This window comes from Nocardioides sp., assembly GCF_035429765.1.
In the GTDB taxonomy this organism is placed as follows: domain Bacteria; phylum Actinomycetota; class Actinomycetes; order Propionibacteriales; family Nocardioidaceae; genus Nocardioides.
This window is the reverse complement of sequence record NZ_DAOMFK010000059.1, coordinates 1-15,377: the sequence shown is the minus strand read 5'-3', so window position 1 is coordinate 15,377 and position 15,377 is coordinate 1. Positions and strand designations below refer to the sequence as shown.

11 protein-coding genes are annotated in these 15,377 nt (G+C 73.1%); 7 read left to right on the top strand and 4 right to left on the bottom strand.

Annotated elements, in window-relative coordinates; translation table 11 throughout:
• The 6 genes from PLP61_RS07765 to PLP61_RS07740 form a co-directional block, all read left to right on the top strand.
• Positions 1 to 1,259, top strand: a 1,259-nt coding sequence (locus PLP61_RS07765) for a multicopper oxidase domain-containing protein (RefSeq protein ID WP_324501971.1), incomplete at its 5' end; no start/stop codon positions are given.
• A 2-nt stretch (positions 1,260 to 1,261) separates the two neighbouring features.
• A complete protein-coding gene (locus PLP61_RS07760; protein ID WP_324501969.1) occupies positions 1,262 to 2,587 on the top strand; it encodes a multicopper oxidase domain-containing protein in 1,326 nt (441 codons plus the stop codon).
• A 16-nt stretch (positions 2,588 to 2,603) separates the two neighbouring features.
• Positions 2,604 to 5,564: a multicopper oxidase domain-containing protein gene (locus PLP61_RS07755; RefSeq protein WP_324501967.1), complete on the top strand. Its 2,961-nt coding sequence runs from the start codon at positions 2,604 to 2,606 to the stop codon at positions 5,562 to 5,564.
• Between the two features lie 11 nt (positions 5,565 to 5,575).
• A complete protein-coding gene (locus tag PLP61_RS07750) occupies positions 5,576 to 6,085 on the top strand; it encodes a hypothetical protein (protein ID WP_324501965.1) in 510 nt (169 codons plus the stop codon).
• Positions 6,086 to 6,088: 3 nt separating this feature from the next.
• The gene (locus PLP61_RS07745) at positions 6,089 to 7,966 is read left to right on the top strand and encodes a copper resistance protein CopC (protein ID WP_324501963.1); all 1,878 of its coding nucleotides are present in this window, start codon (positions 6,089 to 6,091) and stop codon (positions 7,964 to 7,966) included.
• Positions 7,963 to 10,350, top strand: coding sequence for a S8 family serine peptidase (locus PLP61_RS07740; RefSeq protein ID WP_324501961.1), 2,388 nt, complete (start codon positions 7,963 to 7,965; stop codon positions 10,348 to 10,350). Before PLP61_RS07745 ends, PLP61_RS07740 begins: the two co-directional genes overlap by 4 nt.
• A 148-nt stretch (positions 10,351 to 10,498) precedes the next feature.
• On the opposite strand, the gene PLP61_RS07735 is transcribed toward PLP61_RS07740, so the two are convergent.
• The 4 genes from PLP61_RS07735 to PLP61_RS07720 all read right to left on the bottom strand — a co-directional run bounded on the left by PLP61_RS07735 (position 10,499) and on the right by PLP61_RS07720 (position 14,753).
• Complete coding sequence (locus tag PLP61_RS07735) at positions 10,499 to 11,494, bottom strand: patatin-like phospholipase family protein (protein ID WP_324501959.1); 996 nt, start codon at positions 11,492 to 11,494, stop codon at positions 10,499 to 10,501.
• 55 nt (positions 11,495 to 11,549) lie between these two features.
• Positions 11,550 to 12,599, bottom strand: a complete 1,050-nt coding sequence (locus PLP61_RS07730; protein ID WP_324501957.1) for a calcium:cation antiporter — start codon at positions 12,597 to 12,599, stop codon at positions 11,550 to 11,552.
• A gap of 35 nt (positions 12,600 to 12,634) precedes the next feature.
• Positions 12,635 to 12,994 (bottom strand): cupin domain-containing protein, encoded by a 360-nt coding sequence (locus PLP61_RS07725; RefSeq protein ID WP_324501955.1) that lies wholly within the window; start codon positions 12,992 to 12,994, stop codon positions 12,635 to 12,637.
• 70 nt (positions 12,995 to 13,064) lie between these two features.
• Positions 13,065 to 14,753 (bottom strand): SulP family inorganic anion transporter, encoded by a 1,689-nt coding sequence (locus tag PLP61_RS07720; protein WP_324501953.1) that lies wholly within the window; start codon positions 14,751 to 14,753, stop codon positions 13,065 to 13,067.
• Positions 14,754 to 14,882: 129 nt separating this feature from the next.
• On the opposite strand from PLP61_RS07720, the gene crcB reads away from it, so the two are divergent.
• Positions 14,883 to 15,377, top strand: a 495-nt coding sequence (gene crcB / locus PLP61_RS07715) for a fluoride efflux transporter CrcB (protein WP_324501951.1), incomplete at its 3' end; no start/stop codon positions are given.

Genomic DNA, 15,377 nt, shown 5'->3' with positions numbered 1-15,377 from the left:
GGAACCTGCTCCGGCTGGCCGGCGGCGCGGCCGCCGTCGGCGGCTTCGCCTGGGCCGGGAAGGTCCTCCAGCCGGAGGCCACCGCCGCCGTCGACCCGCCACCCGACCTCTACCTGGGCGGCACCGACGGGTGGATCTACCTGCCTCCGTCCCCGGCCATCCCGCCGTTCCACCCCGACACCCTCGCGCCGCCCCCGTTCACGACGTACATCTTCGGGTTCCGCAACGTCACCGGGCTCACCGACGCCCAGAAGCTGGACCAGAAGAACAAGGCCCAGCACTCCGCGCCCCTGTTCTGGGTGCGGCAGTACGACCCGGACCACCCCGTCGACTTCCGGGTCCAGCTGACCAACCTCGGCCTCGCCCTGCGGCCCGACCTGTTCGACGCGCACACCCTGCACTGGCATGGGTTCCGCAACGTGATCCCGTTCTTCGACGGTGAGCCCACCGGGTCGGTCTCGGTGCCCAGCGGTCGCAACTTCACCTACGTCTACCGCCCCCGCGACCCCGGGACCTACATGTACCACTGCCACGTCGAGGACGTGGAGCACGTGCACATGGGCATGACCGGCCTGGTCTTCGTCCGGCCACTGCTGGGCGACAAGTACCTCTACAACGACGCCGCGACCGGGTTCGACCGGGAGTTCGCGATGTTCCTCTCCGAGGTGTGGGCGGAGTCGCACTGGGCCGACGCCCACATCCAGCTGCCGGAGTGGAGCGACTACCGGGCCGACTTCAGCCTGCTCAACGGGCGGGTGTACCCGGACACGCTGGCCCCCAACGGGTCCATCGACCCCTTCAACCCGGTGCGGGACCCGAGCGGCGACCTCATCGCGCCGGCGGGCCGTCCCGAGCTCAAGTACCAGCCGCACTCGTCGCTGGTGCGCTGCAACGCAGGGGAGAAGGTGGCGCTCCGCTTCGCCAACCTGGGCTTCCGGGAGGCGGCGATGACCCTCGCCGGGATCCGGATGCGGGTCCACGGCCGGGACGCGACCCCCATGCGCGGGCGCGACGGCACCGACACCTCCTACGAGACCGAGACCCTGAACATCGGGCCGGGGGAGAGCTTCGACGTCGTCTTCGAGGCGCCCCCGCACTCCGGCGGGTCCGGGCCCGACACCTACCTGCTCTACAACCGGGCCTACCAGCGCTCCAACAACCTGGCCACCGGCGGGTTCGGCGGTGCGGCGACCGAGATCCGCGTGTTCCCGGCCGGCACGGTGGGCGCCCAGCAGTACCCGAACCACTGGGGGGTCTGACGATGAACCGCTCGCGCAGCACCGTGATCGCGCTGCCGGCCACCCGGCGACTGCTGCTCCTGGCCCTGGCCCTGCTGCTGGCCCTCGCCTCGGCGGTGACCTCCCAGACCGCGCCCGCCAAGGCGGACCCACCCCCGCGGGTGGGCATCGTGTGCACCCAGGGCACGGGCGGCGTCGCCCAGCACCCGGTGTTCAACCTGACGACCAAGACCGGCTACATCAGCCTCCCCGACGGCAACACCGCCTTCATGTGGGGCTACTCCAACGGCTTTGACGACTTCCAGCACCCCGGACCGGTCCTGTGCGTGGACGAGGGCGACACGGTCACCGTGATCCTGCACAACACCCTGCCCGAGGCCGCCTCGATCGCCTTCCCGGGCCAGACCGGCGTACAGGCCGACGGCATCCCGGCGGCCCCGGAGCACAACAATCAGGGCCGGATCACCTCACTGACCACCTCCGCCCCCGCGGCCGGAGGCAGCGTCACCTACAGCTTCGTCGCCGACCACCCGGGCACCTTCCTCTACGAGTCCGGCACCAACCCCGAGAAGCAGGTCCGGATGGGCCTGTTCGGGGCGCTGATCGTGCGTCCCGCGGCAGGCGCGGACCACGCCTACAACCGCGCGGACAGCCGGTTCACCCCCTCCGAGGAGTTCATGGTGCTGCTGTCCGAGATCGACCCCTACCAGCACCAGCGGGTCGAGCAGGGCAGGGCGTTCAACATCAACAGCTACCACCCGCGCTACTGGCTCATCAACGGCCGGGGGTTCCCCGACAGCATCGCCGACAACGGCGCCTCCTGGCTCCCGACCCAGCCCTACGGCGCCCTGGCGCAGGTCTACGAGTACAACCAGAGCACCCATCCCTACCCGGGGCTGGCGCGCTACCTCAACGTGGGCACCGAGGACTACCCGTTCCACCCGCACGGCAACAACGGCCTGGTCATCGGCCGCGACGGCCGCCCGCTCGAGGGCACAGGGGGAGAGGACCTGTCGTTCGAGAAGTTCGACATCAACATCGGTCCCGGCCAGACGTGGGACGTGCTGTTCAAGTGGTACGACGCGGAGCACTACAGCCCGAGCAACCCGGTGCCGGTGACGGTGCCCAGTCTCGCGAACTCCGTGATCGGCACGTTCTACAGCGGCAGTCCGTACCTGGGCTCGAAGGAGACGCTCCCCACCGGGACGGCCACGCTGAACCAGTGCGGTGAGTTCTACATCATCTCCCACAACCACGCCCTGTTCCAGATCACCTCCTGGGGGGCGACCATGACCGGCCCGATCACCTATATGCGGATCGATCCGCCGCAACCCAACAACTGCGGATGAGAGAGGCGGGACGACGATGACGCATGGGCTGACCCTCCGGCGGGCGACCGCCGCACTGACCGCCACCGGGCTCGCGCTCCTGGGCACGGTGCTCCTCCCGACCGCCCCCGCCTCGGCGGCGACCGTGTCGGTCGACCTGTACGCCGTCGCAGGCTCGACCACGCTCCCCGGCGGCCAGACCGTCGACGTGCTGGGCTACGCGACCGCCAGTGGCGGCACCGTGAACGCACCCGGCGGGCCCGTCCTCGAGGCTGACGAGGGCGACACCGTCGAGGTGACGCTGCACAACGAGCTGGCCGTGACGACCGCCCTGGTCTTCCAGGGCCAGCCGCTCCAGCCGGACCTCACCGGCGTCGCGGCGGGCGGGACGAAGACATACAGCTTCACCGCCAGCCACGCAGGCACCTACCTCTACGAGGCGGGCCTGGCGCCGAACACGCAGTACCAGACCGCGATGGGCCTGCACGGCGCGCTCGTGGTCCACCCGGCCGCGGCCGGCCAGGCCTACGACGCCGCCGGCACGGCGTACGACACCGACGCGGTGCTCGTGCTGAGCGAGATCGACCCGGCGCTCAACGCCGCCAAGGCCTCCTTCGACCTGCGCAAGTTCAACCCGCAGTACACGCTGGTCAACGGCAAGGCCTACCCCGACACCACCGCCATCGCCGCGACCGGCGGCCAGCGGGTCCTGCTGCGCTACGTGAACGCGGGCGTGCAGTACCACTCCATGGGCGTGCTCGGCGCGGGTCAGACCGTCGTCGCCCTCGACGGCAGCCCTCTCGACCAGGCCCGCCACTACACCGCCGAGACCATCGGCCCGGGCCAGACCGCCGACGCGATCGTGGTCGCCCCGGACCAGGCGGAGACCGACCGGAGCCTGGTCGTCTACGACGCGAGTGGGCTGCTGCACAACAGCAACACCGGTGGACTGGGGGGCATGGTCACCGAGATCCCCGTCGCCGGATCCGGTCCCGCCGCGAACGACACCGCGGGGCCGGTGGCCGGCGCGGTCGCCTACAACGGCACCGACCTCACCGCGACCGTGGACGACTCCCAGCGCGGGGGCGGCACGGTCGCCGAGGCCGAGTACTACGTGGACGACCTGACCACGCCCGCCGGGTCGATGGCGGCTGCCGACGGCGCCTTCGACACCGCCACCGAGGACGTCACCGCGCCGGTGTCCCTCGGCTCCGGCCAGCACGTGCTCTACGTGCGCGGACGCGACAGCGGGGGCACCTGGGGAACCTTCAGCTCGGTCCTGGTCACCGGCGCAGACTCCGGCGGGCCCTCGACCCTCGCTCCGGTGCTCACCCCGCGGGTGACCAACGGCTCCGGGGCGGTCGCGGTCTCCGCGACGGGCGACGACTCCGCCTCGGGCAACTCGGCCATCCAGGCCGCCGAGCTCTTCATCGACACCCAGGGGCCCGACGGGAGCGGGACCACGATGGTTGTCAACCAGAGCGCCCCGATCGCGAGCCTCGACGCGACGATCCCCGCGGGGACCGTGGCGGCGCTCGCCGAGGGGTCGCACGTCATCTGGATCCACGCCCAGGACGCCCAGGGCAACTGGGGCGCGGCGATCACCGCCAACCTGGTCGTCGACACCACCGGGCCGGACACGTCCGGCGCCCTGGTCGAGCCGACGCCGAACAACGGCACGATCCCGTTCAACTCCACCATCGCGGCCGTCAGGGTCTCCGTTCCCACCATGACCGACCCGGTGTCCGGGTCGGTGAACAGCACGATCACCAAGGCCGAGCTGTTCATCGACACCGTGGGCGGCAACGGCACCGGGGTGCCGCTGATCGCCAGCGACGGCCTGTTCAACGACGCCTCCGAGGGTGGGTACACCGACATCCCGCTGGCCACCGTCCGGGCGCTCGCCAACGGGCCGCACACCCTGTACGTCCACGCCAAGGACGAGGCGGGCAACTGGGGTGCGAGCGCCACCGCGACCCTGCTGGTGGACAAGACCGCTCCCACGCTGAGCGCGGTCACGGTGTCGCCGAGCCCCACCCAGGGCGCCGCGACCCTCACCCTGTCCGCCACCGTCACCGACGCCTGGACCGGGCCGGTGGCCGCCGAGTGGTTCGTGGGCACCGACCCGGGCGCCGGCAACGGGACCGCGGTCTCCGGGGTGTCCAGCTCGGGCAGCGGACCCTACGCGCTCACCGGGTCTCTGGACGTGAGCAACCTGAGCGAAGGCAGCTACACGCTGCGGGTGCGGGTCCGCGACCAGGCGGGCAACTGGAGCACGGCCACCAACGTCGCGCTCACCGTGACCGGTCCGGTGTTCTACTCCACCCGCGGCAACAGCACCCCACCGGGTGCGGGTGGGACCGCGGACGACGCCGACATCTACGGCTGGAACGGAGCCGCCCACGCCAGGGTCTTCGACGCGAGCGCCGCGGGGCTGCCGAACGGCGCGAACGTGGACGGCTACGACCGGGTCGACAACACCCACTTCTACCTCTCCTTCGACGGCAACGTGGTCGTGCCCGGGATCGGGACCGTGCAGGACGAGGACGTCGTCTACAACAACGCAGGGACCTGGTCGGTGTGGTTCGACGGGACGGCCCGAGGCCTGACCGCGAACAACCAGGACCTCGACGCCCTCAGCGTGGTGGGCGGTGACCTCTACTTCTCCACGGTGGGCAACACCAACCCGCCAGGGGTGACCGGCGCGGCCGACAACAGCGACGTCTACCTGTGGAACGGGACCGCCTTCAGCCGGGTGGTCGACGCCACGGCCATCGGGCTCCCGGCGGCCACGAACGTCGACGGGCTGGTCTGGCAGGACGCCACCCACCAGTACCTGTCCTTCGAGCCGGACACCACCGCCGTGCCTGGGCTGGGCAACGTCCAGGACGAGGACGTCGTCCACCGCGGCGGCACCACCTGGGCGGTGTACTTCAACGGCACCGGCCACGGCCTGACCACCGCGAACCTGGACGTCGACGCGTTCGACCTGCCCTGAGAGAAGGCGTGATGACCACCCAGCTGCGTGACCCGGCGCCGCCACTGGACGGCCCCCCCACCCAGGTCCAGAAGCGGCACCGGGTCACGCTTCTCGTCCTGGTCGTGGTGCTCGCCCTGGGCTGGGGGGCGCAGACCTGGTGGACCCACCGCCCGGTCGACGTGCGGGACGGGACCGCCCTGGTCAGCGCCGACGGCCTCGCGGCCCGCTACGGGATCGACGTGAACCTCATCGCCGTCACCGCGGCCGGGGGGCTGGTGGAGCTGCGCTACCAGGTGGTGGACCCGGACAAGGCCAGCCGGCTCCTGCACGACCCTGCGCTGGCCCCCACCCTGGTGGCCGAGGACAGCGGCGCCACGCTGGTGATGGCCGCCCCGCCGCACCGGCACGGCGGCGACCTGAGACTGGGCGGCACGTACTTCTTCCTGATGGCCAACGCCCACAACGCGCTGCATCCGGGCACCCCGGTCACTCTGGTGATCGGGGCCGCCCGCATCGAGCACCTCACCGCCGAGGGCTGACCCGTGTCGTGGGGGCACGGAGGCCGGCGACTCGTGGTGGCGCTCGCCGCCGCCGTCCTGGTGGCGCTGGCGCCGCTGACACCAGCCGCTGCGCACAGCGAGCTGGACCGGTCCGACCCGCCGGCCGGCGGGATGGTGCCGGTCGGTCGCACCGAGCTCACCTTGTGGTTCGGCGAGCCCGTCAGCGCGCCCGCCAGCAGCTTCCGGCTCCGGCTCGCCGACGGCGTCGAGGTCGACGCCGAGGTGGCGTTCCCCGACCCCCGGGTGGTCCGGCTCACGACCCCGCCGCTGGCGAGGGACACCTACGTCCTGGACTGGCACACCGTCTCCCTGGAGGACGGCCACCCCTCGACGGGGACACTGGTGTTCGGGGCCGGTCTCCGCCCGGACGCGGTGACCGCCCAGGGCACCGGGCTGCCGTCGGGGCAGGCCCTCGCCCTGAGGTGGCTGGACCTCGCCGGCCTGCTAGTCGCGGTGGGCGCGCTCGCACTGGCCGGCGCCCTCGGCTGCCTGGGGCCGTCCGGGGCCGGGGTACGTCGCCGGGTGGGTGCGCTCGGGCTGCTCGCCGCCGCGGGATGTCTCTACACCGGTCTGGTCACGCCCTTCCTGCGCACCCCGTGGGGTGGCGCCCCGATCGGCGACTGGCTCGGCCAGGGCTGGCTGACTCTCACGGAGACGCCCTGGGGACGCCTCTGGCTGCTCCGCGAGGGCGCCCTCCTGGTCGCGGTCCTGGCGCTGCTGCGCGGGTACCTCGATGCCCGCCCGGGACGTGCGGAGGGGCGCCCGGTCGATGACGGGACCGACCACACACTCACGGTCGTCGCCGGTCTGGGGCTCGTCGCCGCGACCCTCCTGCAGTCCCTCGGCGGCCACCCGGCCTCGCTGGCCAGCGGGTCGCTCACGGCCGTGCTGATGGCGACGGGGCACGTGCTCGCGGCCGGGGTCTGGGTAGGGGGGCTGGTGCTGCTCCTCGCGACCCTGCGTGCCGGTCGACGGACGGGGGGCGCAGGGCTGCCGTGGCAGGCGGCCTGGTGGGCCTTCAGCCCGCTCGCCGCCGTCGCGGCCGTGGTGCTGGTGGCGACGGGGCTGTACCAGACCGGTCGACACCTCCCAGGTCTCTCCGCCGTGGACACCACGGTGTACGGCGCGACCGTGGCGGCCAAGGTGGCGCTGGTGGTCGCCGCCCTGGCGCTGGCCGCGGTGAACACGCTGCTGGTCGACTCACCCCTGTTCCGGCGCCTGCGGTCCCGGCCTCTCCGGGGCCGCACGCTCACGGCGGAGCCGCGTCGCATCTTCGCCCGCACGGTCCTCGCCGAGGCACTGGTCCTGGTCGCCGCGGTCCTGGCTGCCGGCGTACTCACGTCGGTGCCGACCGCGAGGGACGTCGCGCAGGCCACCAGGCCCACGACCCCGCACGCGGTCAACGTCGACGGCCTCTTCCTCACCTTCGAGACCGTTCCGGAGGGACGCGCCGGCACGCTGCTGGTGCTCAAGGCGCGCTCCACCGTCCTGCCCGACCCGGCCCCGGTCCAGAGCGTCGACGTCACGCTGGCCGGACCCGGCGCGACGTTCGACACCGCGCTCCCGGCTGTCGAGGAGGGCCGGTACGAGACCACGACCCGCGCCCTGGCGGCGGGGTCCTGGACGGCCACAGTGCGGCTGCACCGCCAGGGCCGCCCCGACTCGGTCTCGGTGACGCGGTGGACGGTCTCCGCGCACCCGACGGCGGAGTGGACGCCGCTGCGCGCCGTCACCACACTCCTGGCCGGCCTGCTGCTGGCCGGCCTGGCCGTCGTCCTGCTCCGGCGCCCGCGCCGAGGTGCCGCGGAGGCACCGACGCCCGAGCGGGTGCTCGAGCCAGTGGGAGGGGGTTCACCATGAGGCACGCACACAGGGGGGTCGCGGCCACCACGGCCGTCGCCCTCCTCGTCCTGGGGGCGCCGGCCACCGGCGCGAGCGTCCCGGCCTCCCCACGCGTCCCGCGCCCCGGGCCCCCGATGATGTCTGTGGTGGTGACGATGGCGGACCTCACCCCCACGGCACACCCGACCCACCGTGCTCCGGGACTCGCCCGACCGGGACGGGCCGCGTCGGCGCCCCGACGGGTGGTCCGCGAGCTGCGCACGGACGCGCGCACCCACCAGGCCCCCCTGGTGGCCCGGCTGCGGCAGTGGCGCGCCGGCGGCCGGGTGCAGTCGTTCCGGTCGCTGTGGATCTCCGACAGCATCGCGGTCACCGCCGCCCCGCGCGTGGTCCGCCGGATCGCCGCGCGCCCCGACGTCGCCTCGGTCACGCCCGACCGGATCGTGCTGACCCCGGCGGTCGCACCGGCCGGCCCCAACCAGCTGGCCATCGGCGCGCCCACGGTCTGGGACCTGGGCCAGCTCGGCGCCGGCGCTGTCGTGGCCAGCCTGGACAGCGGAGTCGACGCCACCCATGACGACCTCGCCGGCCGCTGGCGGGGCGGCACCAACAGCTGGTTCGACCCCTACGGGCAGCACCCGAGCGTGCCCACCGACCTGACCGGCCACGGCACCGGCACCGTCGGGGTGATGGTCGGCGGCGACTCCAGCGGCACCACCCTGGGGACCGCACCCGGCGCGACCTGGATCGCCGCCCGGGTCTTCGACGACGCCGGAGCCTCCACGATCAGCGGGGTCCACGCCGCCTTCCAGTGGCTGCTCGACCCGGACGGCTCTCCGGCGACCGACGACGCACCGGACGTGGTCAACGCCTCCTGGTCCATCGGCGCCGCCCCCGGCTGCGACCTCACCTTCCAGCCCGACGTGCAGGCGCTCCGGGCGGCCGGGATCCTCAGCGTCTTCCCCGCCGGCAACTTCGGCCCGTCCGCCGGGAGCAGCGTCAGCCCCGCCAACTACCCCGAGGCCGTCTCGGTCGGCGCCGTGGACGCCACGTCGACCCTGGTCTCGACCAGCGGCCGCGGTCCCAGCGGCTGCGGCGGCCGCACCCGGGCGTTCCCCGACGTGGTAGCGCCGGGCGTCGACATCCTCACCACCGACCGGTGGGGCCTGTTCCAGTACCTGAGCGGCACCTCGATGGCCGCCCCGCACGCGGCCGGGGTGGTCGCGCTGCTCCGTGCGGCGCAGCCCGGCCTTCCTCCCGACCAGCTCCAGGACCTGCTGCTCTCCACCGCGCGCGACCTCGGTCCGGCCGGTCCGGACGACGGCTACGGCCACGGTCTCGCGGACGCCGCGGCGGCGTACGCCGCCCTGCCGCCGCCACCCGTGCCGGACTTCTCGCTCGAGGTCGCACCGACGTCGGCCTCGGTGGAGGCCGGGCAGAACGTCGCGCTCGCGGTCTCGGTGACCCCGAGCAACGGGTTCACCGGGGACGTGGCCCTCTCGGTCGCCGGCCTGCCGGCGCACGAGGGGGACGCGGCGGTGTTCCCGGCAGTGGTGCCGGGGGGTGCGGGAACCGCCACGGTGACGGTGTCCACGCGCGCCGACGCCGTGCCCGGCAGCTACCCGCTGACCGTCACGGCGACCAGCGGGACCCTCTCCCACGCGGCACCGGTCGCCCTCACGATCACCCCGCCACCGGCGCCCGTCGACGCACTGGTCTTCTCGACGCTGGGCAGCACGAACCCGCCCGGGGTGGCCGGCACCGCCGACGACGCGGACCTCTACGGATGGTCCGGGACGGCGTACGCACGGGTGTTCGACGCCACCCTCGCCGGCCTGCCGGCCGGCGCCAACGTGGACGGACTCGACCGGGTCGACGACACGCACTTCCTCGTCTCCTTCGCCGACGACACCCGGGTCCCGGGTCTGGGGAAGGTGCAGGACGAGGACGTCCTCTACGACGCGGCCGGGACGTGGTCGGTGGTCTTCGACGGCACCAGTCACGGGCTGACCGCCGCCGGGGCGGACCTGGACGCGATCAGCGTGCGTGGCTCGACGCTCTACTTCTCCACCCTGGGCGCCGTCAACCCACCCGGGGTGGGCGGCCGGGCCGACGACGCGGACGTCTACAGCTGGGACGGCACCTCGTTCGCCCGGGTGTGGAACGCGACCCGAGCAGGTCTTCCGGGGGCCGCGAACCTCGACGGTCTGGTCGTGGCGGACCCGACGAGTCTCTACCTGTCGTTCAGCGCCGCGACGACGTCGGTGCCGGGGCTGGGCGCGGTCCAGGACGAGGACGTGGTCGTGGTCCGCGGCACGACGTGGTCGGTGTACTTCGACGGCACGGCCCACGGACTGGGGGCGTCGGCCGCCCTCGACCTCGACGCGTTCGACCTGCCGTGAGGTGGATACAGGCCCGGTGAGGGGGTCGGGTGCGCAACGCGAGCCACCGGTCACCGGGCCTGTAGCGGGTTCACCTGTGGCCGAGAGGTCGGCCGAGATCCAGGAAAGCATGTCGGCGAGCCCCGGGCAAGGGGCAGCCGTGGCCGGCCTACTCGGTGCGGGAGAGACTCGCTCCCGCCAGGGCCTGCTCGGTCAGGGTGCGGCCGAGCTCGATCATCTCGGCGCCGCGGTGGAAGTCCAGGGTGCGGCAGGCGTTCTTCGGCACGGTGACCAGCACGTCCGGCGGGTAGCCGGCGAGGCGGTACCGGTTGACCACGCTCTGCAGCACGTCCAGCGAGAGCTCCAGGACGTCGAAGAAGCCCAGGTCGCGCGGCAGCTCCCCGAACGCGGCCTCGCTCACGTCGGCGAGGGGCAGGTCGACCGTGCCGAGGCCCTCGCTGCCGCGCCCGGAGCCGAACCTGGCCGCGAGGCGGCGAGTGGTCTCCCGGTCCAGCACCCGGGCCGCACTCCGCCGGAACCGCTCCCGCCACTCGTCGACCGGCCGCGGCTCTGCGGACTCCCGGACCGGCGCCTTGCCCAGGTGGTCCTCCGGCTCACCGGCGAGGAAGACTGCGATGGTGGCGTCGGCGTGCAGGGCCGCCAGCGGGGTGATCGGGATGGGGTTCATCAACCCCCCGTCGGCCAGCAGCCGGCCGTTGAGCATGACCGGGGGGATGAAGCTCGGCAGCGCGATCGAGGCGCGGATGGCGGCATCCACCGGGCCCTGCTGGAACCACACCTCCTTGCGGTTGAACAGGTCGGTCGCCACGGCGGTGAACGGGACGTCGAGGTCCTCGATCCGGCGCCCGTCGAGCAGGTCACGCACCCGCGCCATGACCTTGTCGCCCCGGATCGCGCCCCGGGCCTTGAGGGACGGGTCGAGCAGGCGCAGCACGTCGCGCTGGGTGAGCGCGCTGACCCAGTCGGTGTACGCCGGCAGCTGACCGGCCGCGTGCAGGCCGCCGATCAGCGCGCCCATGGAGCAGCCGGAGATGCCGACGATCTCGTAGCCCTGCTCCTGCAGGACCTGGATCACCCCGATGTGCGCGTAGCCGCGCGCTCCTCCGCCTCCCAGGGCGAGGGCCACCCGGATCGGCTCGTCCACGGGCCGATGCTACGTGACTCCACCGTCCCGCGGGCCTCACCGGGCCGGATGGGCGTCAGGGGGAGACGGCCAGGAACAGGAACCCGGCGAACACGCTGAGGTGAACCGCGCCCTGCAGGACCGTCGCCCGCCGGGTGGTCAGGGTCAGCGTGCAGTTGATGAGGGTGAGCGCCAGCAGCACCATCTCCAGGCTGTCCAGGCCCAGGACGAGCGGACCGGAGAGCCAGATGGAGGCCACCGAGATGACCGGCACGGTCAGCCCGATGCTGGCCAGGGCCGAGCCCAGCGCGAGGTTGAGGCTGGTCTGGATGCGGTCGGCGCGTGCCGCCCGCACCGCGGCGAGGGTCTCGGGTGCGAGCACGATCAGGGCGATCACCACTCCGACCGACGAGGTGGGCGCGCCCAGCCAGCGGACGCCCTCCTCGATGTTCTGGGACACCGACTTCGCCAGCCCGACGACGGCGACGAGGCAGACGAGCAGCAGCCCCAGGCTGGTCCAGGTGGTTCGCGCGGTCGGCGGCGCGGCGGGCTCGTCGGGCAGGACCTCACCCTGGGGCAGGAAGTACTCCCGGTGCCGGACGGTCTGCACGAAGACGAACACGCCGTACAGGGTGAGGGAGGCGACGCCGGCGAATGCCAGCTGAGGGCCGGTGAAGGTGGGGCCGGAGGACGACGAGGTGAACGTCGGCAGCACCAGGCTGAGCGTCACCATCGACGCCAGCACCGACAGCGCTCCGAGGGTCCCCTCCGAGCGGAACTCCTGGACGCGGTGCCGCAGCGTCCCCGCGAGCAGACTGAGGCCGATGATCCCGTTGGTGGTGATCATCACCGCTGCGAAGACGGTGTCCCGGGCCAGGCTCGCCGACTTGTCCCCGCCGGAGACCATCAGCGTCACGATCAGGGCGACCTCGATGACCGTCACCGCCACCGCAAGGATCAACGTCCCGAACGGCTCACCGACCCGGTGCGCCACGATCTCCGCGTGGTGCACCGCGGTGATCACACCGGCGACCAGGACGACCGAGACCAGCACGACCAGGCCCGTCCCGAGCGAGCGGCCCCAGCACGCGGCGAGTACCACCAGCGCCAGCAGGGGCAGCGCCACGGACCACCGCGGGTTTCGCGGAGCCAGGGCGGCGCTCATCCGCCGGCGGCAGCGGTGGCGTCCAGGTCGACCATCACCAGGCTCAGCCGGCTGGGCGCGTCGGCCACCAGCGAGTGGTGTGCCCCGGGCGGCAGGTAGATCACGTCGCCCGGGACCATGGCGTGCTCCTCACCGGAGACCGTGAAGCGCAGGGCGCCGTCGAGGAGGTGGACGACCACGGCCCGCGGGGAGGAGTGCTCGGTCAGCAGCTCCCCGGCGTCGAAGGAGAAGGCCACGACGCGTACTGCCGGGTTGTCGACCACCACCCGCGACGTCGTGGAGGAGGGGGTGACCGGGAGCGCGTCCAGCAGTCGGGTGAGTGCTACCGGGGTCGAGATGTCCGTGCGTGTCGCCATCGCCTTCTCCGCGTCGTCCGGGCCGGGACTTCGGAGACTACCGGGAGGCGCCAGCGGCACCGGGGCCGCGTCACCCGCCGGGCTGCGTGCTCCGGAACCTCTCGACCGCCTCGCCCACGGACTCGGTGTAGGCGTCCGCGCCGACCTGGTCGGTGACGCCGAACCGGTCGAGCTCGGGACGCACCCCGTCGGCGAGGTCGGCCAGCACCAGCCGCACCCCCCGGTCGTGCAGCTCGCTGGCCACCTGACGCAGGGTGAGCCCGCCGGTGTAGTCGACGTCGACGATCGCCGAGGCGCTCAGGACCACGCAGCGCACCGGGGACTGCGGGTCGGCCCCGTCGACCAGCCCCAGCACCTCTTCCTGGAACCGCGTGGCGTTCGCGTAGTACAGCCCCGACCCGAAGCGGTACACCACCACCCCCGGCACCAGCTGTCCGGCATCCGCGACCGGTCGGGACCGGTAGTGCCCGCCGCGCCCCTCCACCAGGACGGAGTCCCGGGGTGCGTAGCTGCGCCGCAGGTGGTCGATCACCGAGACGATCACGGCCACCAGGATGGCCTGCTCGACGCCGACCACCACGACCAGCAGTCCGGTCAGCACGGCGATCACGAACTCGTCGGGACGCATCCGCAGGATCCCGCGGAGCCCCACGAGGTCGACCAGCTCGATCCCGATCAGGAACACCACCGACGCGAGCACCGCGGTCGGCATGTACTGCAGCGGCTTGGTCAGGAACAGCAGCACCACCAGCACGATCACCGCGGTGGTGAGGCTCGCCACCTGCGACCGCCCGCCGGCGCCGTCGACCATCTGGGTCTTGGTCGGGCTGCCGTTGACCACGAACGCTCCCGACAGGCCGGCGGTCGCGTTCGCGACACCCAGGCCGACCAGGTCGACGTTCTCGTCGAAGGGTTCCTCGTACTTCGCGGCGTACGCCCGCGACGTCGCGGCGCTCTGGGCGAGCACGACGATGAAGATCGCGCCCGCGGTGCCGAGCAGGGCGGTGAACTGCGACCACGTCACGCTGGGGACCGCGAGCTGCGGCAGCCCGCTGGGCACCGGTCCGAGCGTGGCCACCCCCTGGGCCGCCAGGTCCTGCTGCCAGCTGACGACGATCGCGCCGACCACCGCGATCAACGCCCCCGGGATCCGGGGAGAGATCGCCTTGGAGCCGAGGATGACCGCGATCACCGCGGCCGAGACCAGCACCGTGGGGCCGTTGCCCTGGCCGAGGTCGCCCAGGGTCGCCACGAGCTTCTCGATCGTCCCCCCGGACTGGGCGGGGACACCGAGCATGTCGCCCACCTGCCCCATCGCGACCTGGATCCCGACCCCGGTGAGGAAGCCCACCAGCACGCTGCGGGAGAGGAAGTTTGCGATGAAGCCCAGCCGGAGCAGCCGGGCCAGGACCAGCAGCCCGCCCGTCGCTATGGCCAGCATGCCCGCCAGCGCGACGTACTCCGAGGACGCCGTGGCCGCCATGCCGGCCAGCCCGGCCGCCATGATGGCGGCTGTCGCCGAGTCGGCGCCGACGACCAGGTGCCGGGAGGAGCCGAGCAGGGCGAACACGGCGATCGGGATCAGGATCGTGTACAGCCCGGTGATCACCGGCATCCCGGCGATCGAGGTGTAGCCCATCACCTCCGGGATGCCGAGTGCCGCGAGGGTGATGCCCGCGGCCACGTCCATCGGGAGGCGCGACCTCGCCAGCGGCAGGATCCCCTGGAGCACGGGCAGGCGGGTCGACGCGTGAGCCATGGCCGACATTGTCGGGGGACCACCCGGTGGATGTCGCCGCCCGGATCGGGTGAACCCGTAGAGTGGTGCGGGCGCTGGTCGGTCCACGCCGACCGCGGCCGCCGACCGGGACCGACGGGAGCATCTGCCGTGCTGCGTGAGCGTGGGGACATCCTGCTGGTCGTGGCCGCCGGGGGTGCGCTGGGGAGCCTCGCCCGCTGGGCCCTCGGGGAGGCGGTCCCGCACGCGCCGGGCGAGCTGCCCTGGGCCACCTGGCTCGAGAACGTCTCGGGGGCCTTCCTGCTCGGGGCGCTGATGGTGATGGTGCTGGAGGTCTGGCCCCCGCACCGCTACCTGCGGCCGTTCTGGGGCGTCGGGGTGCTGGGCGGGTTCACCACCTTCTCGACGTACATGCTCGACACCCGCACGCTGCTCGCCGAGGGCCGGCCCGGCGCCGCGCTCGGCTACCTGGTCGGGACCCTCGTCGTCGGGCTGGTCGCGGTCGCCCTGGGCGTGCTGCTCGCACGCACCCTGCTCGGCCCCGGCCGGGCACGCCGACGCCGCCGGCCCGGCTCCCCCGCCGGCGGGGGGGCCCCCCCCCCCCCGAGAACCCCGCGCCGACCCCCCCCGCGCCCGCGCACCCCG

Excerpts from the sequence above, each read along its gene's own strand:
- PLP61_RS07760 (WP_324501969.1), top strand. The coding sequence starts at position 1,262 with ATGAACCGCTCGCGCAGCACCGTGATCGCGCTGCCGGCCACCCGGCGA.
- PLP61_RS07755 (WP_324501967.1), top strand. The coding sequence starts at position 2,604 with ATGACGCATGGGCTGACCCTCCGGCGGGCGACCGCCGCACTGACCGCC.
- PLP61_RS07750 (WP_324501965.1), top strand. The coding sequence starts at position 5,576 with ATGACCACCCAGCTGCGTGACCCGGCGCCGCCACTGGACGGCCCCCCC.
- PLP61_RS07740 (WP_324501961.1), top strand. The coding sequence starts at position 7,963 with ATGAGGCACGCACACAGGGGGGTCGCGGCCACCACGGCCGTCGCCCTC.
- PLP61_RS07725 (WP_324501955.1), bottom strand. The coding sequence starts at position 12,994 with ATGGCGACACGCACGGACATCTCGACCCCGGTAGCACTCACCCGACTG.
- PLP61_RS07720 (WP_324501953.1), bottom strand. The coding sequence starts at position 14,753 with ATGGCTCACGCGTCGACCCGCCTGCCCGTGCTCCAGGGGATCCTGCCG.